The organism is Enterococcus olivae (genome assembly GCF_053760925.1).
The window spans coordinates 103,296-129,683 of sequence record NZ_JBSMVT010000003.1; the positions used below are offsets into that span (position 1 = coordinate 103,296).

The window sequence follows — 26,388 nt, forward strand, 5'->3', positions numbered from 1 at the left end:
AATCGCAAAGAAGTTAGCTGATATCTGCTTCTCCGATTGCTTTTTTCGCTGTAGTCTCTCCTAGGTGACTGATCTCCAAGCGGGCCACTTTATCTGCATTCGTCCACACGGTCAAGATATCTGTTTGTTTTCCTGCCGCTTTGACTGCTTCCAGATCCATTTCAGCGATTTCTGTATTAGGTGTCACTTTATCGCCTGCTTTTACTTTGACTGTAAAGGGTGCGCCCTGCAATTCGACCGTATCTAATCCCATGTGGACCAATACTTCTGCTCCGCCAGGTGTTAAAATACCAATCGCGTGTTGTGTGTCGAACACACTCGTTACCGTACCATGAACTGGTGAATAAACGTGGTTATCTGTTGGACGAACCGCAAAGCCATCACCCATCATTTTTTGAGAAAAGACCGGATCAGAAACTTCCGTGATTGCTACAACAGTACCGTTTGCAGTGGCGAACAGTTCTTCTGTCACAGGCTCTGCAGAAACAGTCGACTCAACTGCTTCCGGTGTATCTTCAACCACCAAACCTTCCGCTGTGACTGCTTGTTCACCCACTCGGTCGATTTTATTGAAGATTCCTTGCTGGCGGAAGAAGATCGTCAGAAGGAACGGTACGACGATCGCAATCGCCATTGCTCCAAGAAAGGCCAACCAACCGCCACCGATATTTCCGTTGATTGCTAGGATACCTGGCAGACCACCGACACCGATCGCATTCGCTCGAACTCCCGTGATGTTGCTGAACATGCCTGCCAAACCAGAACCGATCATGGCTGCAACAAATGGGTAAACATATTTCAAGTTGATACCGAACATTGCCGGTTCTGTTACCCCTAACCAAGAAGAGATCCCTGATGGTAAGGAGATTTCTTTTTCTTTCGTGTCTTGACGATGAAGGAACAAGACAGCAAATACTGCCGCCCCTTGCGCAATATTGGAGAGCGCGATCATCGGCCATAAGTTCGTGGTACCAAAGTCTGCGATCAACTGTGTATCGATCGCAATGGCGGTATGATGAAGCCCCGTGATAACCAGTGGTGCGTAAACTGCGCCAAACACCGCACTAAACAGCCATGAAATAGGTGATTCCAAACCTGCATTCACTATATAAGAAATACCTGTCCCTAATCTCCAGCCGATCGGTCCTAAAATCGTATGGGCGAAGAAAATTGCTGGCAGTAGTGAGAACAATGGTACAAAAATCATCGAAACTGCTTCTGGAATCTTTGGTCTAAAGAATTTTTCCAAATAAGCGAGCGTAAAGCCAGCCATCATCGCAGGAATAACCTGTGCTTGATAACCAATTCTGTCAATTTGGATAAAACCAAAATCCCATGTCCAGTTGGCAGCGATATCCGCAGCAGAGGTACTATTCACTGCATAGGCATTTAAAAGCTGTGGAGATACCAGCGTGATCCCCAAAATGATCCCCAAAATCTGTGTTGTTCCCATTTTGCGAGTCACACTCCAAGTGATCCCGACTGGTAGGAAGTGGAAAATCGCTTCACCAGGTAACCACAAGAAATGATTCACACCAGACCAAAATTGCGAAACATCAACGATCGTGTTGTAAATCGGCGTTCCGTCTGCATTGGTCTCAAGCACACCTTCAACAATTTTTTCTCCCAATGCCTGAATTTGTACGCCTTCAAGCAAATTACGGAAACCTAAAATCAAACCCCCGACAATAATGGCTGGTAATAATGGCGTAAAAATTTCAGCTAAAACAGCGATCACTCGCTGTAAGACGTTTTGATTTTGTTTTGCCAGTACCTTTCCCTGCTCTTTAGAGACTCCTTCAATTCCTGAAACCGCTGTAAAATCATTGTAGAAAGTAGACACATCGTTTCCGATAATGACTTGGAACTGACCTGCATTAGTAAACATTCCTTTTACTGCCGAAATGTTTTCAATGGCTTTCTCATCAGCTTTGGACGGATCGTTCAAAACAAAACGCATCCGAGTCGCACAATGAGTGACAGCTGCGATGTTTTCTTTGCCCCCAACAAACTTCAAAAGATTTTCAGCATCTGTTTGATACTTACCCATAACTATTACTCCCTTCTGAAATAAAATTGTATATACATGTTTATTTACAGACTTATAATAACTTGCTCCTAACCATATTGCAAGCGTTTTAATTTCATCTTTTTAAATCCTTTTGTTGAAATTCCCAAAAAACCTAATAATATCAAGCATTTTCACCATCCTATTTTTACCAAAAATCTTTAAATTAAACCCTTTTCATTTAGAAAACAAAATAAAAAATGGCGTTATTCATTGTAATAGCTTTCATTTTTCGTTATAATCTAAGTACATGTATAGACAAGATGAAAGGGGAATTTTTGACATGAAGACGGTACACCTGACAATTGATCAACAATGGGTCGCCCACTGGCCAAATGGGACAGAAACAATTTTTGAGGGGGAACTTTCGACATGTTTGGAACAATTGAAAGAAGCCATCATTGCACAAGAGGTTCAAGGAGGAACACTCAGCAAAGAGTTCGTCACTGAACTGAATGGACAAGTCATCGAAATTGGTCAATATCTGACAGAAGAAACCAATCGTCCCTTCGTCGTAGGAGCAGCTGATTTTGCAGAAAAAGTGGCGGACATTCCCTGGGAAGTGGTCTACAATGGCTATACTCCAGGAAAAGACGAGTATTCTGTCGAATCACTTTTAACTGTCGGCAATGGATTTTTAGGTTTGCGGGGAACCACTCCTGAAATGGAGATCGCAGAAGAAAATTATCCTGCCCTTTATCTAGCAAGTTTGTACAACACCGCTGCTTCTCAAGTAGCAGATCGCACGATTTACAACGAGGACTTTGTCAACGCACCGAATCTGCAAAAAATGTATGTGATCATTGATGACGAACGTATTGATATTGCGCAAAATGAACTGGTCTCCATGAAACGTCGTCTGGATTTAAAAACGGGTTTGTTTGAAGCCTGGGTCGTTGTTCGAAGTAAAACTGGCAAGGAGCTAGCCATTCATACCAAACGAATCGCTAGCATGGCCAATGTCCATCAATATAATTTGGCCTACACGATCACCCCATTGAACTTTTCCGGAGAGCTCCTGTTTGTTTCTGAAGCTGACGGCGCGGTATACAATTACAATGTGGCTCGTTACCGCAGTTTGACTCGTGATCATCTACAGGTGACGGATCTACAAGCAGAGGAATCCTTCAGTAGTTTGACCGCTGTCACTGACACTTCAAACATCACTGTGATCCAACAGGCAAAATTACACGTAAATGACGGATTGACTCTGAAAACAGAAAAAACCGACAAAAAAATCAGTCAATGTGTACCTCTGACTGTGGAAGAACAAGAAAGCTATACCTTTGAAAAAACGGTCTTAGTTCATCAATACCGCCAAGAAGAAACTGTTCCAGCTATCGACTTCGCGGCTGAAGTATTTCCGGGTTTTGAAGAAAGCTACCAACAATCTGCAAAGGCCTGGGCAAGCCTATGGGAGACCGCTGGGATCGAAGTAGATGGCGACTTGATGTCGCAAAAAATGTTGAACCTGCATACATTCCACATCCTAGCTTCTGCATCGCCAAACGGCAATAAGGATCTGGATGCCAGCGTCACTGCCCGCGGCTTACATGGCGAAGCCTATCGCGGACACATTTTCTGGGATGAACTGTTTATTTTACCTTTCTATATCATTCATTTTCCAGAAACAGCCAAAGAATTATTGATGTATCGCTACCGTCGTCTAGAAATGGCGAAAAAAGATGCCTTGAAAGCTGGTTACAAAGGCGCTATGTTCCCTTGGCAATCCGGCTTGGAGGGAACCGAACAATCTCAAGAGCTACATTTGAATCCGATCAGTGGTGAATGGAAAGAAGACCACAGCCGACTGCAACGTCACGTTTCACTGGCGATCGCCTACAATGTATGGCAATACTGGCACAATACCAAAGACCAAATCTTTATGGAAAACTATGGCTTGGAGATGATGCTGGAGATCGCTCGTTTCTGGCAAAGCGCTGCAATCTTTGATGAAACAACGAATCGCTACTTCATCGATCGTGTCATGGGACCTGATGAATTTCATGAAAACTATCCCGGTTCTGAAACAGGTGGTCTGAAAAACAATGCCTACACGAACATGATGGTCGTTTGGCTATTTGAAGAAATCGATGCCCTCCGTCAGCAGCTACCAGCCGTTTTCCAAAGCGTGCAGGAAAAAACACAGGTGACAGACAGCTATTTAGAAAAAATGGCACAAATCAAACACCAGCTAGAATTAGAGATCAACGCTGAGGGGATCATCGCTCAATTTGAAGGCTATTTTGATTTGAAAGATCTTGACTGGGAATTTTACAAGGAAAAATATGGCAATGTCTACCGTATGGACCGCATTTTAAATGCAGAAGGTGAATCTGCGGATGCTTATAAAGTAGCCAAGCAAGCAGACAGCCTAATGATCTTCTACAATTTCTCGAAAGAACAGGTCGCGCTGATTTTAGAAGACTTGAACTACGATCTGCCGGAAGATTATGTTGAACGCAACCTACATTATTATTTGGAACGTACCTCTCATGGTTCAACCTTGTCTCGCGTCGTTCACGCACAGCTTGCTGCAATGGTCGATGATCAGGAATTGGCTTGGAAACTGTACCAAGAAGCTTTATACTCAGACTATCGGGACATTCAGGGAGGAACGACGGCTGAAGGAATCCATGCCGGTGTGATGGCAGCCACGCTATTCATTCCACTAACAACATTTGCTGGGCTGGATATTCGTGAAGAACAACTTGTCTTTGAGCCAAATCTTCCAGAAGCCTGGGAATCGATTCGTTTCAACATGACAATCCGCGAAACAGATTTAAGTGTCAACGTTACCAAAGAAGCCTTGATCCTGACAGCAAATCAGGACACGACTGTCACAGTCCAAGGTAAAAACATTGAACTAAAAGCCAACAGCACAGCTACTATCACTTATTAAGAGGAGAGAAAACGCATGAAAAAAGGGTTTGTATTTGATTTAGACGGTGTGATCACTGACACAGCAAAATATCACTATCTAGCTTGGAAAGATCTGGCTGATTCAATCGGGATCGAGATCGACCTAAAATTCAACGAACAATTGAAGGGCATCGACCGAATGACCTCTCTTGAACGTATCTTGATCCATGGCGGCAAGGCAGACACCTATACTGCTGAAGAAAAAGACGCCTTGGCCCTTCAAAAAAATACGCACTATGTCGAGCTTTTACAAGATCTGACACCTGAAGACCTGCTACCGGGAGTCAAAGAATTTTTAGAGGAAGCTCAAACAAAAGACGTGCCTTGTGCCATTGCCTCTGCCTCTAAAAATGCGCCTTTCATCTTGGAAAAATTAGGTGTAAAGAATGCCTTCGAGGCAATCGTGGATCCTGCTACGCTGAAAAAAGGCAAACCAGATCCAGAAATCTTCGTCCGTGCAGCTGAAGCGATCAACATCACACCAGAAGAAGCAGTGGGTTTTGAAGATGCGCAAGCTGGTCTGGATGGCATCAAAGCAGCCAACATGTATGCAGTTGGGGTTTACTCCGGTGAAGAGTTGCATGGTGCTGACCTGATCGTCAACAAACTAACAGATATTTCTGTGGATGAATTGATTCAAAAATAAGCGTTTGCTTTCCCTCTTACCTGTCGCTATAATGGATGGGAGGAGGCTGACTGATGAATAAATTCAAAGAAATCTTTTTAGATTTGGAACAAAAGATCCTAGCCAAAGAATACCCGCCACACACGTTGTTACCTAGCGAAAATCAACTGATCAAAGTTTACGGTGTTTCCCGGGAAACCGTTCGTAAAGCCTTGAATTTATTGCGTGATGCCGGCTATATCCAGAAAAAACAAGGGAAAGGCTCGATCGTTTTAGACTTGAACCGATTTGACTTTCCGATCTCAGGTTTGACCAGTTTCAAAGAGATCCAAAATGCCCAACAAATCCCAAGTGAGACCAAGGTCGTCGAGATTCGCAAGATCGCTGTTTCTCCATCGCTTCACGACATTACAGACTGGCCGGTCGCTGCCGAAGCCTGGCGTCTGATTCGTCAACGTCGCATCGATGGTGAAGTCGTGATTTTAGATAAGGATTATTTGATCGCCGACATCGTTCCGGAATTGCCAGAAACCAAAGCACAGGTATCCATCTATGATTATTTTGAGAATGATCTGGGTCTGGAGATCGCCTATGCACAAAAAGAGATCACCGTTGATCCTGTAAACAAAGAATTGCGCGATCTGATGGATCTTCATCCAGAAGATCAGCACGTAGTCACCGTTCGCAGTCTCGTTTATTTGGAAGACACCCGTTGCTTTGAATATACCGAATCGATTCATCGGCTGGATAAATTCCGCTTTGTCGATTTTGCAAGAAGACGTAAGGTATAAGCAAACCAAAAAGTAGACTCGACATTCATGATTTGATGTTGGGTCTACTTTTTTGATATTGGTTGAAACAAATCCCGAAAATACCTCGACTCCCTTTTTTCAGTAGTCGAGGCGTTTTTTTACGCTTGTTTTTCCAATAAATGACTCAGATTTTTGCGATACAGCATCTCATCGATCGTAACATTTTCAGCCAGTGCCTCTTTCACCAGTTGACAAGCAACTTCATAGCCTAACAGTGGAGCTAATTCTGTTACGACGCCGGTACTTTGTTCGACATCTTTGGCTGCCTTTTCTGCATTAACTGTCAAATCGGCAATACATTTAGTGGCTAAGGTGCTACAAGCCTGCGTCAAAATCTGACAAGACTCAAACAAATTATGAAAGATGACCGGTTCGAAAGCATTCAGCTCCAATTCACCTGAAGCTGCCGCTAAACTGATCGCAGCATCGTTCCCGACTACTTGAAAAGCGATTTGACTCACCACTTCAGGAATAACCGGATTGACCTTCCCCGGCATAATAGAGGAACCTGCTTGTCGAGGAGCAAGGTTTAGCTCACGAAATCCGCTTCTTGGACCACTTGAAAGCAAGCGCAGATCATGGGAAATCTTGGTCAGTGAAATCGCTACTGTCTTTAATACACCCGAAACAGCTGCAAAAGCATCGGCATTTTGTGTGGCATCAATCAAATTATCTGCTGGTCTCAAGTCTACAGAATAATGTTGGTTCAATTCTTGATAGATCGCTGTTTGATACACGGGATTGGCATTTAAGCCATTACCGATCGCGGTACCCCCTAGATTCAATTGCTGCATTTCTTTCGAGACTGCTTGAATGCGTTCTTTGCAACGAGCAAGATTACTCGCATAAGCTGCAAATCCTGCGCCAAAAGTAGTTGGTACAGCTTCTTGCAGCTGGGTGCGACCCATTTTGGGCGTAGAGACATACGCTTGTGCTTTGATCTGCAGTTCAATCATTAATTGTTCCACAGCCACCTCTAATTTTTCTAAATAAAGGATCGTTGTTAGACGTCCAGCACTTGGATACACATCATTGGTTGATTGGCCACGGTTGACATCATCCAGTGGATGTAAATGCTCATAATCTCCTTTGGTATACCCCATGATCTCTAGTCCACGATTGGCGATTACTTCATTCACATTCATATTGGTTGAGGTTCCTGCTCCCCCTTGAAAAGCATCCAATAAAAATTCCTCTTGCCATTTTCCATCAATGATTTCTTGGGCTGCCAAGCAAATAGCTCGGATTTTTTTTATGGACAGTCCCCCGGATTTTTCATTTGCGACAGCTGCAGCCGCTTTGATTCGGGCAAGTTGTTTGATCAATAGGAAGTCCACCTTGTTCCCACTGATATCAAAGTTTTCCTTTGCTCGATGACTATGGATACCATAGTATCTCTGTTCATCGATTGGTATACTTCCAATTGCATCTTTTTCAATTCTCATCAAATTCATTCGCCCCTTTTTGTTTTATATGTGATAAAATATCACATAACAAATTGGTATACTAGCTCAAAAGGCGACTTGTTTGTTTTACAAACGAATTTCCAATGTCTCCTTTGAAAAGAAAAGAAAATCAATGATTTTTCAGAAAAGAGGAAAGCACTTGGACGAACTAGATAAAAAACTATTGAATCTGTTGCAGCAAAATGGTCGAATCTCTATTAAAAAATTAAGCGATGCCTTATTTATTACTGCTCCAGCTGTTTCTCAGCGTTTACGTCACTTGGAAGAAGCCAAATTGATCCAATCCTATCATGCATTGATCGATTACGAACAAGCCGGTCTGCCAATCAAAGCCTATATCCATCTTTCCATTGAACCTCACCAGAAACCAGAATTTTATCCTTTTATCCAAAGTATTCCCAACGTGATCGAGTGCGATTGTGTGACTGGTCCCTACTCAATGCTACTCAAAGTGATATTTTCTTCCACTAGACAGTTAGATGATTTTATTAATCAGCTACAAAAATTTGGAAGAACCAACACCCAAATCGTCTTTTCTACACCTGTGCCTTCTAGAGGCTATCATTTCGAGGAAGACAGATAAATGCAAAAAAAGAGAAGCAGACTCAATCTATGAGGAGTCTACTTCTCTTTACTGATTTTTATAATCCACCTAAACTCGCCAAATGAAAATCAAGCATGTAATAGCGATGATCGCTTCTCGAGTACGTTGATTTCTGATCCTTTAGTTCCCCAATTAACTGTTCTCTGGCTGCATGACTGATTTCTTCCCAATCGCCATCTTGCATACTGCAATAAAAACGAAACGGCAGTTCTTGCTCCATCTTGACTTCTAAAAAATCATTCGGGTAGCCTGATGCTACATAATCCACATCTGTAATCAATTCTCCAACATACTTCATAAATTTTTCGCTCATTTTAAGAACCTCCTGTTTCATCTGTTATACTACAATAAATAGTGTACTATAACATTAAAAATTTCACAAGGGCTTTTTTAAAAAAACTCGACCTTCTCATAAAAGAAGGTCGTTTTCTGAAAACTTGCAACACTAACTAGCTTTCAATCTTCAATTCTTCCTTCACTAGCTATGACTCTTTTTTCTGTAAGATTCTCTCTAACAAAACCAGCGCTAATGACAGCTGCAATATTTACGATTTTGATCCATATATCCATATATTTACTTTTCCACAAAAAAGACACCTTCCAAAATGGAAAGTGCCTTTTGCTTTTTATTTCGCATAATCGGTTGCACGAGTTTCGCGGATAACGATGACCTTGATATTTCCTGGATAGTCCAGTTCGTCTTCGATCTTCTTCCGAATATCACGAACTAAACGAACCGCATCCAGATCAGAAATCTCATCCGGTTTTACCATAACACGTACTTCACGTCCAGCTTGGACAGCAAAGCTAGAGTCAACTCCTGAGAAACTGTTGGAAATATTTTCCAGATTTTCCAGACGTCGAATATAGTTTTCCAATGATTCACTGCGGGCACCTGGACGGGCAGCCGACAGTGCATCAGCGGCAGCAACCAGAACAGAGATAACGGAAGTTGCTTCTGTATCTCCATGGTGGGAAGCAATTGCGTTGATCACGGTTCCGTTCTCTTTGTACTTCGCAGCAAGTTCTGCACCGATTTGTACGTGAGAACCTTCAATCTCGTGATCCAGAGCTTTCCCGATATCATGTAGGAAACCTGCACGTTTGGCCAACTGGATGTCTTCACCGATCTCTGCGGCAAGGACTCCAGTCAATTTAGCGACCTCAATGGAATGGTTCAATACATTTTGACCATAACTTGTTCTGAATCGCAAACGACCCATGATCTTGATCAAATCAGGATGTAAGGTGTGGGCACCAACCTCAAAGGCTGCCTGCTCTCCGTATTCACGAATACGTTCATCCATTTCTTTCCGTGATTTTTCGACCATTTCTTCGATTCTCGCTGGATGGATCCGTCCATCCTGAATCAGTTTTTCTAACGTCATACGAGCAATCTCACGACGAATCGGATCAAATCCTGACAATACCACCGCTTCCGGCGTATCATCGATGATCAAGTCGATTCCTGTCAATGTTTCCAGTGTTCGAATATTCCGTCCTTCTCGACCGATGATTCGACCTTTCATTTCATCATTTGGCAGGGTAACGACAGAGACTGTCGTTTCGGATACTTGGTCAGCGGCACAACGCTGGATAGCTAGTGAAAGCAAGTTCTTCGCCTTGCGGTCTGCTTCTTCCTTGGCACGCTGTTCTGATTCTTTCACCATGATCGTTAGTTCATGATTCAACTCTTCTTCGGTTGATTTCATGATAATGTTTCTTGCTTCGTCTCTGGATAATGCTGCAATTCGTTCTAATTCTGTTTGATGTTGATTGATTAAATGCTCTACTTCTTTTTCTCGCTCGTCTATTAATTGTTGTTTTTCGCTGACTCTGTTTTCTTTGTTGGTCAATGAATGTTCACGTTTTTCCAAAGAATCATCTTTTCGATCCAGTAATTGTTCTCTTTGCAGTAAGCGATTTTCCTGTGATTTTAATTCAAGTCTGTTTTCTTTCAACTCACTTTCAATTTCTGACCGATACTTCTGATTTTCTTCCTTAGCTTCTAACAACGCTTCTTTTCGTAGAGTTTCTGCTTCTTTTTTAGCAGTCGACAAAATACCTTCTGCTGAATTTTTCGCGCCGTCTATTTCTTTTTGATGACGAGAATTTGCAAGAAACATTCCAGCGAAAAGACCGACAATTAAACCGATGATAGCGAGGAGAATGTTAAGTCCCATTGATGAATCACCTCCATACTATCTTTCTTATTTTCAATTTGTAGTTTTTGATAAACGTACATCTTCATAGAATTATCAATATGCCTACTTTTGCATATGTGTGTATAGCACACATTTTTATTCTAATGTTTGTGAGTGAGAGTGTCAACTTAAAAAAAGAAAGTATCCAGCAAAATCGCATGCGCTATCATTGTTTTTTGAACAAGGATTTGGCTAGTGGTAAGCGGTCAAACCGGTCCTGTCCCTCTTGCAGGATTCTTAGACTTTTTTTAAGTGAGTCTGTCTCTAAAATTTTGATCTACTGTTCCCTGTTTTGAGTTTGAAAGGGTGTATTCAATTCAATCTAAATAGAAAAGAGGACCCGTCGTTACGAGTCCTCTGTGTTCTATTCACCTAAAGGCAGTTCTTCCTGACCTTCTTCAACAAGAGTCTCGCCTGTACCGATACCGTAAGCATCACGTACACGAGCAGAAACCTCTGCGACCATTTCTGGATGATCTTTCATATAATTTTTTACATTTTCGCGACCTTGGCCGATTCTTTCTTCTTTATATGAATACCATGCACCACTTTTATTGATGATGTCTTTGTCGGCAGCCATATCTAACAATTCCCCAACTTGAGAAATTCCTTCTCCGTACATGATATCGACTTCCGCAATCTTGAATGGTGGCGCGACTTTGTTTTTCACTACTTTGATCTTTGTACGGTTACCGATAATATCTGTTCCCGATTTTAATTGCTCAGCACGACGAACTTCTAAACGAACCGTCGCGTAGAATTTCAAGGCACGTCCACCTGGTGTTGTTTCAGGGTTCCCAAACATCACACCGATTTTTTCACGGATTTGGTTGATGAACAAGGCGATCGTTTTGGTTTTGTTGATCGTACCTGAAAGCTTGCGTAGTGCTTGAGACATCAAACGAGCCTGCAATCCTACGTGAGAATCACCCATCTCTCCATCGATCTCTGCACGAGGAACTAAGGCTGCCACCGAGTCGATAACAACGATATCAACGGCACCACTTGAAACCAATGCTTCTGCGATCTCCAGTCCTTGTTCTCCTGTATCTGGCTGTGAAAGCAATAATTCATCAATATTGACACCTAGTTTTTCTGCATACTGAGGATCTAACGCATGCTCCGCATCGATAAATGCAGCCGTTCCGCCTTGTTTTTGAACCTCTGCTACGGCATGTAAAGCGACCGTGGTTTTACCAGAACTCTCCGGTCCGTAAACCTCAACGATACGTCCTCGTGGGAAACCACCCACACCTAATGCAACATCCAATGCCAATGAACCACTTGGGATCGTCGAGATCTTCTGATCTGCTTTTTCTCCAAGTTTCATCACGGCACCTTTACCAAAATTCTTTTCAATTCTTTTTAATGCAGCATCTAAAGCTGCTTTACGATCATCTGCCACTCGGATGTCCTCCTTCTATTCAAACCATGCCTAATGCATGTTTCACTTCGTATGTTTATCATAGCTTTTCTGATCTGAAAAAGCAAGAGAAAAGCGAACAAACATTCGCTTTTTTATTTCAGTAGTGCACGACGAACTAGATCCAGACCAGTCATCACTGCACTGTGACGGATATAGCTGCGATCTCTTGAAAAATGATACAGCTGACTAACGACTTCTTTCTCACTGGCAAGAGCGATCCAGGTCGTTCCGGCTGCGTGCCCTTCCAATTCATCTGGACCCGCAACACCGCTAAAAGCAACCGCATAATCGGTTTTTGCCAGCTTTCTTGCCTGACTAGCCATCGTTTCGACACATTCTTTGCTGACTGTTCCAACCGTTTCAAACAGCGTTGGATCGATCTCTAAGAAAGCCGCCTTGGTCTCTTCGGAATAAGTCACAAAACCACCCGGAAAGACCTCAGAGACCCCGGAAACATCGCCGATCGTTGCCTGAAACAAACCAGCGGTCAAACTCTCAGCCGCAGCCAGAGTTTTGCCTTTTTCCTTCAACAATCCTACAACGACTTTTGCCAGTGAATTGTCTTCTCCATAACCATAGAAAAATTCTCCAACACGTTCTTGGATCACTTCCTCCAGTTCATCTAACTGACGAAGACCTTGTGCTTCATCGACGGTTTTCACAGTCAATCGAATCGTCACTTCATTTGGTTTGGCATAGGGAGCGATCGTAGGATTGGTCTGTTGCTGGATCAAATCAGCCAAGTCGGTCACGATTTGCGACTCGCCAATACCATAAAAACGTAAAACGCGAGAGATCAAGCGCTCGTCTTCTTGAAAATGCTTCTGTAACAGTGGGACCACTTCGTTGTAAAACATTGGTTTTAGCTCACTCGGCGGTCCGGGCAGTAGCAAATAATGAGTGCCTTGCTCTGAAGTATAGAAAATCCCCACTGCCAAACCTGCACTGTTCTGCAAAGAAAGTCCATCTTCGAAGACCAATGTTTGGAGCAAATTGTTTTCTGTCATTGGTCGTTGTCTTTTTTCAAAAAATGTCAGCAGATTTTGATAGCCTGCTTCATCGCGAACCAATTCCTGTCCTACATGTGCTGCAGTCACCTGCTTGGTCAAATCGTCCTCTGTCGGTCCTAAACCACCGCATAAAACGATCAAATCACTTCTTTTGTCTGCAGACGCCAACAATTCTTCCAGCCTTGCCGGATTGTCTCCTACGACACTATGATAGTAAACATCGATTCCCAATCCCGCTAATTCTTCCGATAAAAACGTGGCGTTCGTATTGACCACTTGTCCTAGTAACAACTCGGTTCCTACTGCAATGATTTCTGCTTTCATGTTTCACGCTCCTACTTTAATATACGTCTTTTCCTCCTTATTATTTTACACCACTTGAAGATTTTTTGGTTCTTTTACGGTTTTTTTAGAAATATTTGAGAATTGCCGGAGAATTATTTGAAATTTGTGCTTTAATCTAAGAGTAACAACAAGGAGGCGTTACCAATGGAAACAATCTTAACGATGAATCGTGTCACTAAAAAATATAAACAACAAGATGCACTAGAAAATGTCTCAATAGAAATCAAAAAAGGGGAAGTCTATGGATTGATCGGTCGCAATGGTGCCGGAAAAACAACGCTGTTAAAAACGATCACCCGTTTGATCGAAGCGACCGAGGGAGAAATTCAGCTATTTGGCTCGCAAACAGCTAGAGAATGGACCAAAAATCTACAACGTGCCGGCAGTGTGATCGAAACACCGGTTGCTTATGAACAACTGACCGCCGAACAAAATCTAGTCTACTACTGTAAACTGCGGGGGATCGTCAATCACAAACAAGTAATCCAGGAAACATTGGAGCTCGTCGATCTAGCAGCTACAGGTAAAAAGAAATTCAAGAATTTCTCCTTGGGTATGAAGCAAAAGCTAGGGATCGCCATCGCCATTTTGTCTCGACCAGATTTTTTGATCCTAGACGAACCGATCAATGGCTTGGACCCGATCGCTATCATTGAATTTCGCAAATTGATCAAACATTTGAATGAAGAAAAAGGCATGACTATCATTATTTCCAGTCATATCCTGTCGGAGCTTTATCATGTGGCGACTCGTTTTGGCATTATCAATGAAGGGAAACTGATCCAGGAGATTTCAAAAGAACACTTTGATCAGCTTAGTCAAGATTATATCGTTCTGAAAACACCTCAGATTGAGGACGCCAGTAGGGTGATCAGCGATGCACTGGGCTATCCGTTGAAAGTCGTTGGGCAAGATCAGCTGCATATTTTTGGTAAGTCTCATCACGTCAACCAGATCATTCAGCTTTTGGTGAAGGAAAAGATTGCGATCGACGGCATCCATTACTCAAAAGAAGACCTAGAAAAATATTTTACAGATTTGCTTTCAAAGGAGGATATTCACCATGATTAATACGATTCGCGCTGATTTTTACCGTTTGTTCCATTCTAAAGGTTTTTTTATCACTCAATTTTTACTGATCACTGTCGTTGTTCTCTCGGTTTCTATGGAGGCACTGGGCTCTGTCGGACTCAATGTAGGGGATATAAGTAGCCCTCAAGATTCTTTTGCATTGCAACAATGGACCAGTGCAACCACATTGACCGCTATGTCCTCTATGGCCAGCTTTCTCTTGTATTTTTGCCTACCACTATTTGTGATGACGATTGGTTTTGATCTGTCCCGCCAAACCTATAAAAACGTCCTGACTTCTGGCATTTCCCGAGGACATTTCTTTCTCTCTAAGCAAGTCACTTTTCTGGTGATGTCTTTGATGCAGTTGATCTTTTACTATGGCTCAGCCTTTCTGACAGCTTGGGCAAAAAATGGGTTAGGTACTTTTGAAGCTGATTACCTCACCAATTTCATACGCATGTTCGGGATTCAGTTCCTTTGCTTGAACGCTATTTTTAGTATTGGAATGCTGTTGTTGTACCTGACCTTCTCCAATGTAGCGGCCGTGCTGGCTGTCGTTGTCTCACCGCTCCTGATCGCTGCTGGTACACTAGCTTTATCCAAATATGATTGGCTCACCTACTTCAATTTTCAGTCACTGATCGACAGTGCCTGGATCCATGCCGTTCCCGAATATTTCTGGCTGAAAACAGCTCTGACCGCTGCCGGTACGGTTCTCATTTGTAGCGTGTTGTCCTACGAAATTTTCAAGAAAAAGGAATTATAATTATGTTAGACTCACACAAGGAGGGATTCGATGAAAACGATCCAATTAACGATCGGTGGAAAATCAAAAACCGCGCTGATCCAGACACTGGACCAACAGGGAATTGCCCTCAATCCTCTAGCTGAAAGTCTGCTTCAGAGCAAATTGTTTCAGATTTCAAAAGAAGAAACAACGATTGAACTGACTGAGCTTCGGTTATCAGAGCTGGGGATCACAGAAGGAATCAATCTGCTGGGAATCATTTCCCGTGGCCAGCAGATAGGATTACACCTTTGCCCTGTAGAGACTGCGCCCTTCCTAAGACTGACTGAATATGAACAGACGAACAGCTTCGGGATGGAAAAGAAACATCACACCCCTGATGATGCGGTCACCGTTCTTTCAGAAATCCTTGACGAAGAAGTCAGCTTTCCCAAGGGCTTTTATTTGAGAAAAATCGAGGGACATCTGTGGCTACGAGCTTATATCTGCGATTACGAACATCTTTTTTCGCCAGAAGAGACAGTTATTTTTGCAGGCACACCTCAATAAAATAGTCGAAGGATCACTCTCGATCCCTCGACTATTTTTCATTTGCTTCTTTCGTTTGCAGAAAGTAGACTGACACAGCAAAGGTTTGTTCCTTCGCCTCCATCGTCAGGAAGCCATTCATCCATGCAAGCTGATCGTTCATTTTAAAAAAGTCTTAACTACCAATATTCAAGAGAGTGTAATATAATTGGCTTAGATTAAACCGTTAAAAGGAGGCTATTAACGATGACGTCAGATACTAGAATGAATGACATTTTAGATGCTTTTGATTTATCAGAGTCAGACAAAGGTTTTATCACTGGACAAGCGACTGCTGAAGGAAAAGACGTGTACAATTATATTAGAGACATTGTTCTTGATAAGCTGGAAGAACAACAAGACTATGCTAGTTACCTAGAAATTACGAACCGGCCCGATTATCGTAAAGATACTGTTAGTCATGAGGAGTTAAAGGCGGAACTAGGACTATGAGTTTTAAAGTTGCGTATGATCAAACTTTTATAAAAGCAATTAAAAAAATGGACAGACCACAAGCTGAAAAAATCATGAATTATATCGAGAAAAACTTAGTCGGTTGTGAAAATCCTCGAAGTTTTGGGAAGGGTTTAACTGCTGGAAAATCAGGATTTTGGAGATATAGAGTAGGTAACTATCGGATTATTGCTGATATTTTAGACAATGATTTAGTTATACTTTGTATCAATGTTGGTCACAGATCACAAATTTATAAAACAAAACGCTAAAAAATCTCTTGATTCAAAAAGATACAGACGATAGACAAATAGATTGAGAATCTTTGTTTAAGAGATTCTCAATCTATTTTTTTGAAATTCGCAACAAAATAAAGACCACTTTTACAAGCATAACTAGCTTGATATCGGACTTGGACTTTGTCTACAGTCTATCACTCAACAATGTGTGAGTTTTACTTTTTCCGCTTAAGAAACACGCGAACAGCTAACATTCCTACAAAAAGTAGCGAGACCAGCGCTCTGATCGGTAGAAAAAATGCCAATTGATCCGACGTCAGCTGTTCAGCAAAAAAATAATCCCAAACAGCCAAGCCAAGAGAAGCAATCAGCAACAGATAAAAAACAAGATCCGAGCTTTTCATTGTTTACTCCTCGACCTCCTTGTTTTTTGGAAGATAGACTGACAACGCAAACCGCTGATCTACGGTTTCTATTGTCAATAAGCCGTTCAGCAACTCAACCAGCTCTTTGGTGATGTACAGACCCAATCCGGAAGATTCTTCCGTCTCTGAAAGATTCTCTGAATAAAAACGAGTCGTGAGCTTTTCAATATTTTCAATTGGTTGTTGGCAAGTGTTGGTGACCGTCAAAATAGCGTATTTATTCTCTGATGTCAAGTTGACTGACAAGCTTTCTTTGCCATGCTTCAGTACATTGCTGAAAATATTTTGCAGGATTCGCTCCATAATATCTGGATCACCTAAAACCGTCAGTGGCTCCTCCAGTGCTGTCGTGACTTTAAAATTTTTCTCGGTCAACGCTTCATAGTAATTCAAGAGTGTTTCTTTGATTCGTTGTGAAAAAGAAAGTGGCTGAAGTTCCGGTTGGACGGAACCCTCGATCAAGTTTTGATATTCTAACAAGACCTCCAAACGCTGGGAGACAAGCTGAAGATTGCTACGGATATTTTGTAAAAGCGGATCGTTTTCCTGACGCAAAAGCTGCTGGGTAAACCCGCTGGCAACCGTCAACGGCGTCCGAATATCATGAGTGATATTATGGATCGCTATATCCAACAGCTGTTTTTCCTTGATGCTGAGATTCTTGATTTCCTGTAAATCATTAAATAGCTCGTTGATCTGCGCGATCAGTTTTTCCAGCTCTTTGTTTTGGATCGAAGTCGTCAAAAGCAAGGATGTTTCCTTGCGCTTTTTTTCTGCAATGTCTCGATTCAACTTTTTGATTCGATTCAGTAATAAAAAATGACGATAGCTGACGAACAGTAGGAGCAACAATAAGGTGACAAGCAGTCCTTTCATCATTGATTCCCTCCTGCCAAACGAACTCCTAAGCCCCAGATCGTTTCCACATACTCATTTTCACTGTCTAGCTGCGCGATTTTCTTTCGCAGATTACTCAGCTGCGTGTTCAGTGTGTTGTCACTGGGAATATACAGCTCTTGCCAAACCCGTTCATACAATTGTTCCTTCGTAAAAATTTGTTTGGGATTTTCCAGTAGGAGTTTAAACAGTTCAAACTCTTTTCTGCCTAAACGAACCTCTTTTTGTGCACTCCGCAGTGTAAAATCAGTCAAATCCAGCACGATCTTCTTGTGAGCCAATCTCGTTTCCTGTTTTGGCTGCACTGTCCGCAACTGGACGAGAACCCTTGCGTAGACTTCTTCTAAATCAAAAGGTTTCGTAATATAGTCATTGGCACCATTTAAGAGATATTCGCTGATTCGTTTCTTTTCACTCAAAGCGGTCAAAATAATGATTGGTACTTGGCTACTTTGGCGAATCTCTGTCAGTACCTGATCCCCACTTTTTCCCGGCAGCATAATATCTAACAGGACTAGATCGATCGTTTCTTTTTCAAAAACCAACAGTCCTTCTGTTCCTGAAAATGCCGAGAAGATCTGATGTTCCTCTTTGAGCAGATCGGTTAATATTTGATTGATCTCATTATGATCTTCAATGATTAGTATATTCGACATACGTCATTTCTTTCCTCTCGCTTTTTTCTAAGCATATACTATTCAATTTGAAATTGCCAGAGCAAAAAAGCTCAGCAAATCCGATCCCTGCTAAGCTTTCTGTATGGATTTTTTTGAAACAATAGACTATTCCTGGACGCTTGCCTTTGTTCGGATCACTCCGATCACGAAATAATAGATAGACAAGCCTGAAAGCAACAGGATGGTAAAAGCCGCCACCTTTACATCGATCGTTGTTGGGTGGATCGTCGACTGATTTCTATTCACAAAGGTCCAGACCAGGAGCCCTAGAAAGACTATCCATGAAAAAATTTGAGCTCTTCTGTCAAAAATAGCTCCCCGGTCTCTTTCTCCCTTCATTATTTGCTGAATCTATCCTATATTTTTATCCTACCATTTTTTGAGAGATGGGACAATTTGGGTTCTTTATTTTCTTGCAAAATAACGAAATGATGTTGGCTGTGATGACCAACAAAAAATGACCATCACCTCAAGGCAACAGTCATTCCTACTTATTTCTTATCTTTCACTGAGCTTCGTCTATCCTCTAAATAGAAATATCCTCCCAGAACAAAGGACAAGAGCATCGTAGAACCAATCGCGAATAGTGAATAGTAGGAACCCATCAGTAGACTATCGATATCTATCAACAAGAACAACATCAAGCCTAAATAAACAGCCCAAGCCCACCATTGATCCTTTGCTCGAAGCCGACCACTTTTCTCTGCTTCCCAAAAGTAGAGCATACAAGCCATAAACATCACATTGATCATTCCGACATGCTGTTTAAAAATCAAATCCTCTCGCTGATGAAAAGCTAGGACACATAGAATCAGAATAACGGTCAGCTGGATCAAGACACTCCGGACACGTGCACGCAGTTTTGGAGGCATGGGATGGGTGCCGGTAACCTCTTGAGCTTCTTTTCTGGCTGCTTTAAAAATCATGAAGCCAAATAGCGCCAACATAAGCCCTAGCGCAGGTAAGGCAATGACCAAGCTCTCTCTGGGAAGACTGTCCGAATAATCGGCAGCAAATAGCGTCACCAACATGAGCACGCTACCGGATGACCAAACAAGCAAATAATCTTTGCGATCGAATAACTGACGCCGTTGATCCTCACCGTCCATGTAATAGTCCATTCCTATCAAAAACAACAGGATAGTCAACACGACAGGTAGCGCCAAAAGGGTACGTGTTTCTGGATGATATTCAGAATAGATCAATAAAAAGAAAAGTCCTGCAAGAAACATCACTCCTGCTTTCCACTGATTTTTTAATTTTTGAGACATCGTTTTCCCCCATCTTCTTCTTTATTCATAGATAAAAAAAAGAAGGCGCTCTTGAAAGCAATCCTTCTTTTGTTTTTAACTACATTGAACCTTTGAACACTGCTGTATTTTTGGCAAAATAATCGACTCCCGAATACACAGTCGCCGCCAAGCAAATATACAACAGAATTTGATCAACTGGCAGTCCTAGCAGATTGAATGGGATGTTGTTGGTCAGTAAGAAAATAATCGCCAGCATTTGTGTTGCTGTTTTGACTTTTCCTGGCCATGCTGCCGCCATCACTTCGCCGCCTTCGACTAGCAACAGACGCAAACCGGTTACCGCTAGTTCGCGACAAACGATCACCGCTACAATCCAAGCTGGTGCTTTGCCTAGTTCAACCAGCATAATAAACGCGGTCATCACGAGCATCTTGTCAGCCAGTGGATCAGCAAATTTGCCGAAATTCGTCACCAACCCGCGGTCACGGGCGATTTTCCCATCCAGCCAGTCCGTGATACTCGCCACAGCAAAGATGATCGCTGCAATCAAGTGGGTATACAACAGCTCTGTTGACCCAACGGAGAGACTTCCCCAGTCAAAAGGTACGGCTAAAATAAGAATAAATACCGGGATCATCAATATTCTTAAAACGGTTAGTTTATTTGGTAAATTCACACTTTGTCTCCTTTTCTCCTATTGTTTGCTTATTCCTGATAAGAAATCGTCAAACGAAGATTTTTTTGCAGCAGCTCAAACTGCGGATCATCAAATTCTAGTGTTTCCCCGTTGATCTCAATCTCTATATTGGCACTCATTCCTAAAGAAAGCTCCACGTTTGTAGCACCTTCAGGTAAGGTAATTGTTTCTTCGTCTGTGGCTTCCAGTGTTTGCTGGAACAAATAGCCACTACCATCTGCTGTGATTCCTACCCAGCAACGATCGTTTTTGCCCTTCAACGTGATCACCACAGGATTCTCTGCATCAGAAACAGTATACTCAGCCACTCGCTGCGTCGATGTGATTCGTTCGATCGCCATCTCGGTCTCTTCTTCCGATTCAGTGGTGCTGGTTTCTTCTGTTGAAGAGCTAGTCTCTGTTGATACTTCTTCAGAGGAGCTGGTTGAAGACTCATTGATGATGATCGATGCCGGCGTAGTATTGCCGATGATCGGTGCTGCTTGGCGATCCTGCCAAGTCATATAGCCAACGATACCGATAATGGTCAAAGCGATCAAGCCCAACAGCATCATCGGAACATAGTCGATCAATCTTTTTTTACGGGCTTCTTCCACATGCATCGCTTTTCTAGAACCCTCGACTGTCTCAGGCTGAGGACGCTTAGGTAAATCTTCGCCAAACGTTGCCTCCTCATCAAAGACTGCTACGAGAAAATCACCATTTTCTCCTACCACTGCCGCATATTCTCTTAAAAAAGAACGCACATAATACTCTCCCGGTAGTCGATCGAATTCTCCTGCTTCGATTGCTTCCAGGTAACGTTTTTGGATTTTGGTTATCTTTTGTAATTCATCTATACTAATATTTTTATTTAATCGGGCTTGCCGTAGTCGATCTCCAATAATTATCTCATTGCCCACTCGTCCATCTTCTCCAGTCTGTAAAATCAATATATCTTAGAATACCATAAATAAAGGTATTTGAGGACAAACCTTTGACAGTCTCAAACATTTTTTAAACTTATTTCTCTTTTAGTGGCTCCAAATAAAAACGACTGAAGGCTTCTTGTTGGATGAAACGCTCTCCGGCTTGTAAAACATCTTGGATCTCGATCGATTGAATGATCTCTGGTACATCGAACAAGGTCAATTCTCCAAACAAATCCTGTGTAAATTGATTGGCGATAAATTCCAGTGAATTCAAGGACTGGAAGTACTTACCCAGCATTTTTTTCTTCAAAAGGGTCAGATTTTCTTCCTTCACTTCTGGATCCTGTGCAAAGTCCAACAAAATTTCTTCGATCGCTTTGGCAAACACATCCGGCGTTTGCGAATCTCCTGAGAAATCAGCAAAATGGAAGCTACGGTCCAGCGAGAATTCAAAGCCAAAGGTATCGTCAATCACTCCTTCGTTATACAAACGCAGGTAGTTTTCACTCGTATTGCCCAGTAATAGCTGGAACAAAAGATTCAATGCGGTACGAAAGCGCAACAGTTCATAGGCATCCGTTGGCAAATTATCCTGAGCTCCTTTGATCCCCAATACGACCTTGGTTCGGTTGACAGGCATTTCCATTCGGCTGAAAGGAACGATATCTTCGATGCTTTCTTCGGGAAAATGTCGATGGATCGTCTGAATCTCGGCAAACTCTTTTTGCGCCTGATTTTGGCTTACAAATTCGATCAGATCTTCTGGCTCCACATTCCCTACGACAAACAGAGTCATGTTGCTAGGATGGTAAAAGGTATGATAGCAATGGTACAGATTTTCAGCGGTGATTTCTGCGATACTTTCGATCGTTCCTGCAATGTCGATATGTAGCGGATGCTTTGGATACATATTTTTTAAAATTCCAAAAAATTGGCGCCAGTTTGGATCGTCGTCGTACATTTGGATCTCTTGTCCAATGATCCCTTTTTCTTTTTCAACAGTCTCCTCAGTAAAATAAGGATCCTGAACAAAATCGATCAGTGTTTGCAGATTTTCTTTGATATTGTCTGTCGCTGAAAAAAGATAACTGGTTTTAGTAAAGCTCGTGAAGGCATTGGCGGAAGCCCCTTGCTTACCAAATAACTGAAAGACATCGCCGTCTTCTTTTTCAAACATTTTGTGTTCTAGAAAATGGGCGATCCCATCTGGTACACGGGTCAATTCGTTCCCGTAGCCAAATTCATTGTCGATCGAACCATAGTTGGTACTGAACAGTCCATAGGTTTTATGGAAGTCTTTTTTAGGAAGAACAAAGACTCTTAGTCCATTAGGAAGAACTTCTTTATACAAGGTTTCATTTAATTGTTCGTATACTTTTTTTTCCATACTATTCCTCACCGTCCAAAACAAAAATTGCCTGTAAATGGATATCCTGAGCTACTTCTTGGATTTCCTCTTTTGTGACCTTCATCAGGTTCGCCAAAAATTCTGATTCTGTCAGCTGTGTCTCTGGAAGCCACTGATTCAAATAGGCTGTCTCGATCAATGCTTGAGGATTGTCCAAGGACAGCAAATACTGATTCCGTAGCATCGCTTTGGTTTGAGCGATCTCTTCCTCGGTAAATACTCCTTGACGCAGACTGTTTAGCTGCTCTTCTACTAGCTGTAGAACACGGGCTCGGTTGCTGCCGTCGATTCCCGTCTGTACAGAAACAAAGCCACGGAAGGTATCGACACTGCTGGATGCATAATAGGCCAGACTTTCTTTTTCACGGACATTCAAAAACAATTTTGAATGCGGAAATCCACCGAACAAGCCATTGAACAGCATCAAAGCAAAACGTCGTTGATCACCGTAATAGATCGATGTTTGAAAGGCCATATTCAGTTTGGCTTGTGTGACTGCTTCTCGCAGGACTTCTTCTTTTACATCGATGATCGCCGGCTGATGGTAAAAGATCTCTGGATGCAGACGATCAGTCTCTGGGAAGGTCCAGTCAGTAAATGCGGCTAGCACATCAGCTTCTTCGATATCACCCACGACAAAAATGTCGATCTCGTCTTGTGCCAGCATCTCCTGATACGTTTGCACCAGCTCTTCAGAAGTGACCTTTTCCAGATCCTCCACTGAGCCAAAACTTGGGACTTTTTGATCCGAACTCTCACTAAAATAAAGCTCCTGTAAACGTAAAGAAGCCAAGGTTTGCTTGTCTTCTTGCAGACTCTTCAAATAAGCGGCTAAATTATCTTTTTCCAAAGTAAAAGTTTCTTTGTCAAAGTGACCATCTTTGATATTTGGATAAAACAGAATCTCTTTTAAAAAGTCGATCCCTTCAGACAAAACATCTGGATTGCCAATGTATTTGCCATTGACCAGTGACATCAGTACGTTGACTTGATGCACGTTTCCTTTTTTACCGACACTCAGTCCAAAGGTCGCCCCGTAAAGCTCGGCTAATTGGCTGCTGATATCGGTTTGTTTTGGGTAATGTAAACTATTAGTTTCTAATAAACTAGTTAATAAGGTGCGCTTCGTAGCAGTTTTTTCACTGTGTTTTGCAGAAAAGCGGATAAAAATACGAATTGTTTTATATTTTTCCGTTGGGATCACAGTCAATCGAATACCTGGTTGTAGTTGCATCACTTTTTGTCTCCTTCATGCTGCTTGTCATTCTTATTTAGTATAACATAGACCCTCGCTTGCAGAAAATTCGTTGAATCAGAGTGTTATCATTTCAAAAATAGCCTTGGATTCGCTATACTAATCTTCATAATGGAGGTGAAAATCATGAAAAAAATGTTTTCAGAATTCAAGGAATTTATTATGACAGGGAATGTGGTCGATTTGGCTGTCGGGGTTGTGATCGGTAGTGCCTTCACTGCAATCGTTACACAAGTCGTTGATGGTCTAATCACACCACTGATCGCCTTAGTCGTTAGTTTGTTTACGAATGGAAGAGATCTGGAAGATTCCTTGAGCGTCTTATCCGTTCGCTTCAATGGCGTTTTGTTTGATTTTGGTAGTGTCGTTAGTGCAATTATTACGTTCCTAATTACCGGATTTGTTTTGTTCCTAGTCGTTCGAGCAATCAACAGAATGCAGTCTTTCCATAAGACGGAAGAGGAAGAAGAACCCGAAGAAATCACTGCTGAAGATTATTTGGCTGAGATTCGCGACTTGCTGCGCTTGCAGTCTGGTCTACCAATCGAAGTTGAGATCACTGACTCAACAGAAGAATCAGAAGAAAAATAAAAGAAGGCTCTCATCCTATTGTTTAGGAGACGAGCTTTCTTTTTTCATATCTATATGCGGGATATCGTCTTCCAAGTATTCTTCTGAACAAGTTTGAAAACCAAACTGACCATAGAAGTTTTGGAGATGGGCTTGGGCACCGATCTCGATCGTTTGTCCTGGGTACTCTTCTTCGATCCAGTCAACGACCTCTTGCACCAAGCGTGTACCTAATTTCTGGCGACGCGCTTCTGGAGCCACGAGTACCCGACCAAAGTGAATAAGGTCATTCGTTTGATAGATCCTCGCATAGGCAAGAATTTTTTCGTCTTCTTCCAGCCAAAAATGAACAGCGGTCGGATCGATCTCATCGATTTCTTGATAGGGACAGTTTTGCTCCACCACAAAAACTGCCACACGCAACGTCATGAGACGATGATATTCTGACAAAGTCAAGGATGAAAAGTCTTTTTTCTTTCGTTCCATCTGTTTTCCTCCACTAAAAAAGAGCTCGCCTCAGCTAAGCTCCTTCTTCTGTTTTCTTATTAGACCGCCTCAGACAGAAATTCGATTTCAACTGTTTTTGTCAAAATATCTGAATAGCTGTAAGACACACGTTCAAAAGAGTTTTCTTCAGGATCCAAATCCACTACGAAGACAGATGGATAGGTTTCTGTTAAAATTCCTTTGCGTTCTGTTTGGCGTTTTCTTCCAGTCTGAGCAACAAGCATGATCTCACTGCCGATACGACCTTCTAAGTCTTTTTTAATCGTTGCTAAAGTTGTTGGCATCACGTTCACCTCAAAGATTATTATACCACAATTTCCTGAAAATTTCAAGTATACCATAAATTTAAACCCTTTTCAATCCTTTGTTGTGAGGACCTCTGGAAAAAGCCAAATAATCGTCATAAATCACGGTTGTTTCACATAGCAACGCTACACTGCAAGAAAGTCTTGCTTGAAGTCAGCCGTGGAACAATGTGAGCCTGTTAAAAAGCCTAGGTAAACGACTATTTGAAGCTGATTTCATGATCCACAAGAGCAGATTTTCTCTCCGCGAAGGATTGCTATACAAAAACCACTATAAGATAGAACCAATGATTGGCTATTCACAAAAAGTCTAGATTGACACGGTCTGCTCGTTGTTCAATCCATATTTTCTTGTCTTCTCTTGCGAAGATGGGCTCTTATTTTTCTCCTTGACCGATCATAGGCACGTTGCATACTCCCCTCTGAAGAGCTCGGTGAAACAGCATTGCCTAACCCATAGATCACAAAGGCTTCTTTCTCCAAAGAAGATAAGAGTTGCTGGCACTCTTCAAATGTTTCCTGGATCAGGATCTGATCCAACGGACTGAGACCCAATCCTGTTTCTGCAAGAAATTCAGATCCTTCCTGTGCCATTTGCTGCTCAAGAGAAACAGCCTGCTGTGTACTTCTTCTTTTGTAGGCACATTCTTTTCTGACTAAGCTGCGAATTCGATTCTCAAAAGAACGTTTGAACAAAGCGCCTAATGTAGTCCCAAAACCTGCTTCAAACACTTGAATACAATCATGAAAGGTGATCAAACCTTCTTGTAGCCAATCCTGATCATCGAAATCCCGCAAAAAATACTTATTTCTGATACTGTATACTAACGGACGATAGCGATCAAATAGCTGACGCAAAGCTTCATCGTCTCCTTTTTTCGCTGCCTGTAACAAATCTGGTTCCATAAAAAACGCTCCTT

At 42.1% G+C, this 26,388-nt stretch carries 28 protein-coding genes; 10 read left to right on the top strand and 18 right to left on the bottom strand.

The window, feature by feature from the left end; all coding sequences use genetic code 11:
* Window positions 1-13 precede the first annotated feature (13 nt).
* Window positions 14-2,050, bottom strand: coding sequence for a PTS system trehalose-specific EIIBC component (treP, locus tag ACWODM_RS03885; RefSeq protein WP_455320060.1), 2,037 nt, complete (start codon window positions 2,048-2,050; stop codon window positions 14-16).
* A 301-nt stretch (window positions 2,051-2,351) separates the two neighbouring features.
* Between treP and ACWODM_RS03890 the strand changes: the two genes are divergently transcribed.
* From ACWODM_RS03890 to treR, 3 genes are read left to right on the top strand one after another with little or no spacing between them, the layout of a single operon-like run.
* Window positions 2,352-4,970, top strand: a complete 2,619-nt coding sequence (locus ACWODM_RS03890; RefSeq protein ID WP_455320061.1) for a glycoside hydrolase family 65 protein — start codon at window positions 2,352-2,354, stop codon at window positions 4,968-4,970.
* A gap of 15 nt (window positions 4,971-4,985) precedes the next feature.
* The gene (pgmB, locus tag ACWODM_RS03895) at window positions 4,986-5,636 is read left to right on the top strand and encodes a beta-phosphoglucomutase (protein ID WP_455320062.1); all 651 of its coding nucleotides are present in this window, start codon (window positions 4,986-4,988) and stop codon (window positions 5,634-5,636) included.
* A gap of 53 nt (window positions 5,637-5,689) precedes the next feature.
* Window positions 5,690-6,406, top strand: coding sequence for a trehalose operon repressor (treR, locus tag ACWODM_RS03900; protein WP_455320063.1), 717 nt, complete (start codon window positions 5,690-5,692; stop codon window positions 6,404-6,406).
* A 119-nt stretch (window positions 6,407-6,525) separates the two neighbouring features.
* Here treR and ACWODM_RS03905 read toward each other — a convergent pair whose 3' ends face one another.
* Window positions 6,526-7,872: an aspartate ammonia-lyase gene (locus ACWODM_RS03905; RefSeq protein WP_455320064.1), complete on the bottom strand. Its 1,347-nt coding sequence runs from the start codon at window positions 7,870-7,872 to the stop codon at window positions 6,526-6,528.
* Between the two features lie 160 nt (window positions 7,873-8,032).
* Between ACWODM_RS03905 and ACWODM_RS03910 the strand changes: the two genes are divergently transcribed.
* Window positions 8,033-8,476: an Lrp/AsnC family transcriptional regulator gene (locus ACWODM_RS03910; RefSeq protein ID WP_455320065.1), complete on the top strand. Its 444-nt coding sequence runs from the start codon at window positions 8,033-8,035 to the stop codon at window positions 8,474-8,476.
* A 58-nt stretch (window positions 8,477-8,534) separates the two neighbouring features.
* Here the strand turns inward: ACWODM_RS03910 and ACWODM_RS03915 are convergent, their stop codons facing one another.
* From ACWODM_RS03915 to ACWODM_RS03930, 4 genes are all read right to left on the bottom strand, one after another.
* Window positions 8,535-8,810, bottom strand: a complete 276-nt coding sequence (locus tag ACWODM_RS03915) for a hypothetical protein (protein ID WP_455320066.1) — start codon at window positions 8,808-8,810, stop codon at window positions 8,535-8,537.
* Window positions 8,811-9,123: 313 nt separating this feature from the next.
* The gene (gene rny / locus ACWODM_RS03920) at window positions 9,124-10,680 is read right to left on the bottom strand and encodes a ribonuclease Y (protein ID WP_455320067.1); all 1,557 of its coding nucleotides are present in this window, start codon (window positions 10,678-10,680) and stop codon (window positions 9,124-9,126) included.
* A 385-nt stretch (window positions 10,681-11,065) separates the two neighbouring features.
* Window positions 11,066-12,106: a recombinase RecA gene (gene recA, locus ACWODM_RS03925; protein WP_455320068.1), complete on the bottom strand. Its 1,041-nt coding sequence runs from the start codon at window positions 12,104-12,106 to the stop codon at window positions 11,066-11,068.
* Between the two features lie 113 nt (window positions 12,107-12,219).
* Window positions 12,220-13,461, bottom strand: coding sequence for a competence/damage-inducible protein A (locus ACWODM_RS03930; protein ID WP_455320069.1), 1,242 nt, complete (start codon window positions 13,459-13,461; stop codon window positions 12,220-12,222).
* 165 nt (window positions 13,462-13,626) lie between these two features.
* On the opposite strand from ACWODM_RS03930, the gene ACWODM_RS03935 reads away from it, so the two are divergent.
* From ACWODM_RS03935 to ACWODM_RS03955, 5 genes are all read left to right on the top strand, one after another.
* Window positions 13,627-14,553 carry an ATP-binding cassette domain-containing protein gene (locus tag ACWODM_RS03935; protein WP_455320070.1) on the top strand — a complete coding sequence of 309 codons (927 nt, stop codon included), beginning with the start codon at window positions 13,627-13,629 and terminating at the stop codon, window positions 14,551-14,553.
* Window positions 14,546-15,322: a hypothetical protein gene (locus tag ACWODM_RS03940; RefSeq protein WP_455320071.1), complete on the top strand. Its 777-nt coding sequence runs from the start codon at window positions 14,546-14,548 to the stop codon at window positions 15,320-15,322. Before ACWODM_RS03935 ends, ACWODM_RS03940 begins: the two co-directional genes overlap by 8 nt.
* Before the next feature lie 30 nt (window positions 15,323-15,352).
* Complete coding sequence (locus ACWODM_RS03945) at window positions 15,353-15,853, top strand: hypothetical protein (protein WP_455320072.1); 501 nt, start codon at window positions 15,353-15,355, stop codon at window positions 15,851-15,853.
* Between the two features lie 225 nt (window positions 15,854-16,078).
* A complete protein-coding gene (locus ACWODM_RS03950) occupies window positions 16,079-16,324 on the top strand; it encodes a DUF6290 family protein (RefSeq protein WP_455320073.1) in 246 nt (81 codons plus the stop codon).
* Window positions 16,321-16,596, top strand: a complete 276-nt coding sequence (locus ACWODM_RS03955) for a type II toxin-antitoxin system RelE family toxin (protein ID WP_455320074.1) — start codon at window positions 16,321-16,323, stop codon at window positions 16,594-16,596. Before ACWODM_RS03950 ends, ACWODM_RS03955 begins: the two co-directional genes overlap by 4 nt.
* A 182-nt stretch (window positions 16,597-16,778) precedes the next feature.
* Here the strand turns inward: ACWODM_RS03955 and ACWODM_RS03960 are convergent, their stop codons facing one another.
* From ACWODM_RS03960 to yfmF, 9 genes are all read right to left on the bottom strand, one after another.
* A complete protein-coding gene (locus ACWODM_RS03960; protein ID WP_455320075.1) occupies window positions 16,779-16,967 on the bottom strand; it encodes a hypothetical protein in 189 nt (62 codons plus the stop codon).
* 3 nt (window positions 16,968-16,970) lie between these two features.
* Window positions 16,971-17,867, bottom strand: a complete 897-nt coding sequence (locus tag ACWODM_RS03965) for a sensor histidine kinase (protein ID WP_455320076.1) — start codon at window positions 17,865-17,867, stop codon at window positions 16,971-16,973.
* The gene (locus ACWODM_RS03970; protein WP_455320077.1) at window positions 17,864-18,541 is read right to left on the bottom strand and encodes a response regulator transcription factor; all 678 of its coding nucleotides are present in this window, start codon (window positions 18,539-18,541) and stop codon (window positions 17,864-17,866) included. Before ACWODM_RS03970 ends, ACWODM_RS03965 begins: the two co-directional genes overlap by 4 nt.
* Before the next feature lie 126 nt (window positions 18,542-18,667).
* Entirely contained in the window at window positions 18,668-18,808 is a 141-nt protein-coding gene (locus ACWODM_RS03975; protein ID WP_455320078.1) for a hypothetical protein, read from the bottom strand.
* A gap of 245 nt (window positions 18,809-19,053) precedes the next feature.
* On the bottom strand, window positions 19,054-19,833 hold the full coding sequence (locus ACWODM_RS03980; protein ID WP_455320079.1) for a hypothetical protein: 780 nt from the start codon (window positions 19,831-19,833) through the stop codon (window positions 19,054-19,056).
* 79 nt (window positions 19,834-19,912) lie between these two features.
* Entirely contained in the window at window positions 19,913-20,491 is a 579-nt protein-coding gene (pgsA, locus tag ACWODM_RS03985) for a CDP-diacylglycerol--glycerol-3-phosphate 3-phosphatidyltransferase (protein WP_455320080.1), read from the bottom strand.
* Window positions 20,492-20,520: 29 nt separating this feature from the next.
* The gene (locus ACWODM_RS03990; protein WP_455320081.1) at window positions 20,521-21,414 is read right to left on the bottom strand and encodes a RodZ domain-containing protein; all 894 of its coding nucleotides are present in this window, start codon (window positions 21,412-21,414) and stop codon (window positions 20,521-20,523) included.
* 100 nt (window positions 21,415-21,514) lie between these two features.
* On the bottom strand, window positions 21,515-22,810 hold the full coding sequence (gene yfmH, locus ACWODM_RS03995; RefSeq protein ID WP_455320082.1) for an EF-P 5-aminopentanol modification-associated protein YfmH: 1,296 nt from the start codon (window positions 22,808-22,810) through the stop codon (window positions 21,515-21,517).
* Between the two features lies 1 nt (window position 22,811).
* Window positions 22,812-24,065 carry an EF-P 5-aminopentanol modification-associated protein YfmF gene (yfmF, locus tag ACWODM_RS04000; protein WP_455320122.1) on the bottom strand — a complete coding sequence of 418 codons (1,254 nt, stop codon included), beginning with the start codon at window positions 24,063-24,065 and terminating at the stop codon, window positions 22,812-22,814.
* Between the two features lie 147 nt (window positions 24,066-24,212).
* On the opposite strand from yfmF, the gene mscL reads away from it, so the two are divergent.
* The gene (mscL, locus tag ACWODM_RS04005) at window positions 24,213-24,677 is read left to right on the top strand and encodes a large conductance mechanosensitive channel protein MscL (RefSeq protein WP_455320083.1); all 465 of its coding nucleotides are present in this window, start codon (window positions 24,213-24,215) and stop codon (window positions 24,675-24,677) included.
* A 15-nt stretch (window positions 24,678-24,692) separates the two neighbouring features.
* Here mscL and ACWODM_RS04010 read toward each other — a convergent pair whose 3' ends face one another.
* From ACWODM_RS04010 to ACWODM_RS04020, 3 genes are all read right to left on the bottom strand, one after another.
* Window positions 24,693-25,142: a GNAT family N-acetyltransferase gene (locus ACWODM_RS04010; RefSeq protein ID WP_455320084.1), complete on the bottom strand. Its 450-nt coding sequence runs from the start codon at window positions 25,140-25,142 to the stop codon at window positions 24,693-24,695.
* Between the two features lie 59 nt (window positions 25,143-25,201).
* Window positions 25,202-25,447, bottom strand: a complete 246-nt coding sequence (locus ACWODM_RS04015; protein WP_455320085.1) for a Veg family protein — start codon at window positions 25,445-25,447, stop codon at window positions 25,202-25,204.
* A 357-nt stretch (window positions 25,448-25,804) separates the two neighbouring features.
* Window positions 25,805-26,374 (bottom strand): sigma factor, encoded by a 570-nt coding sequence (locus ACWODM_RS04020; RefSeq protein ID WP_455320086.1) that lies wholly within the window; start codon window positions 26,372-26,374, stop codon window positions 25,805-25,807.
* Between the last annotated feature and the right edge of the window lie 14 nt (window positions 26,375-26,388).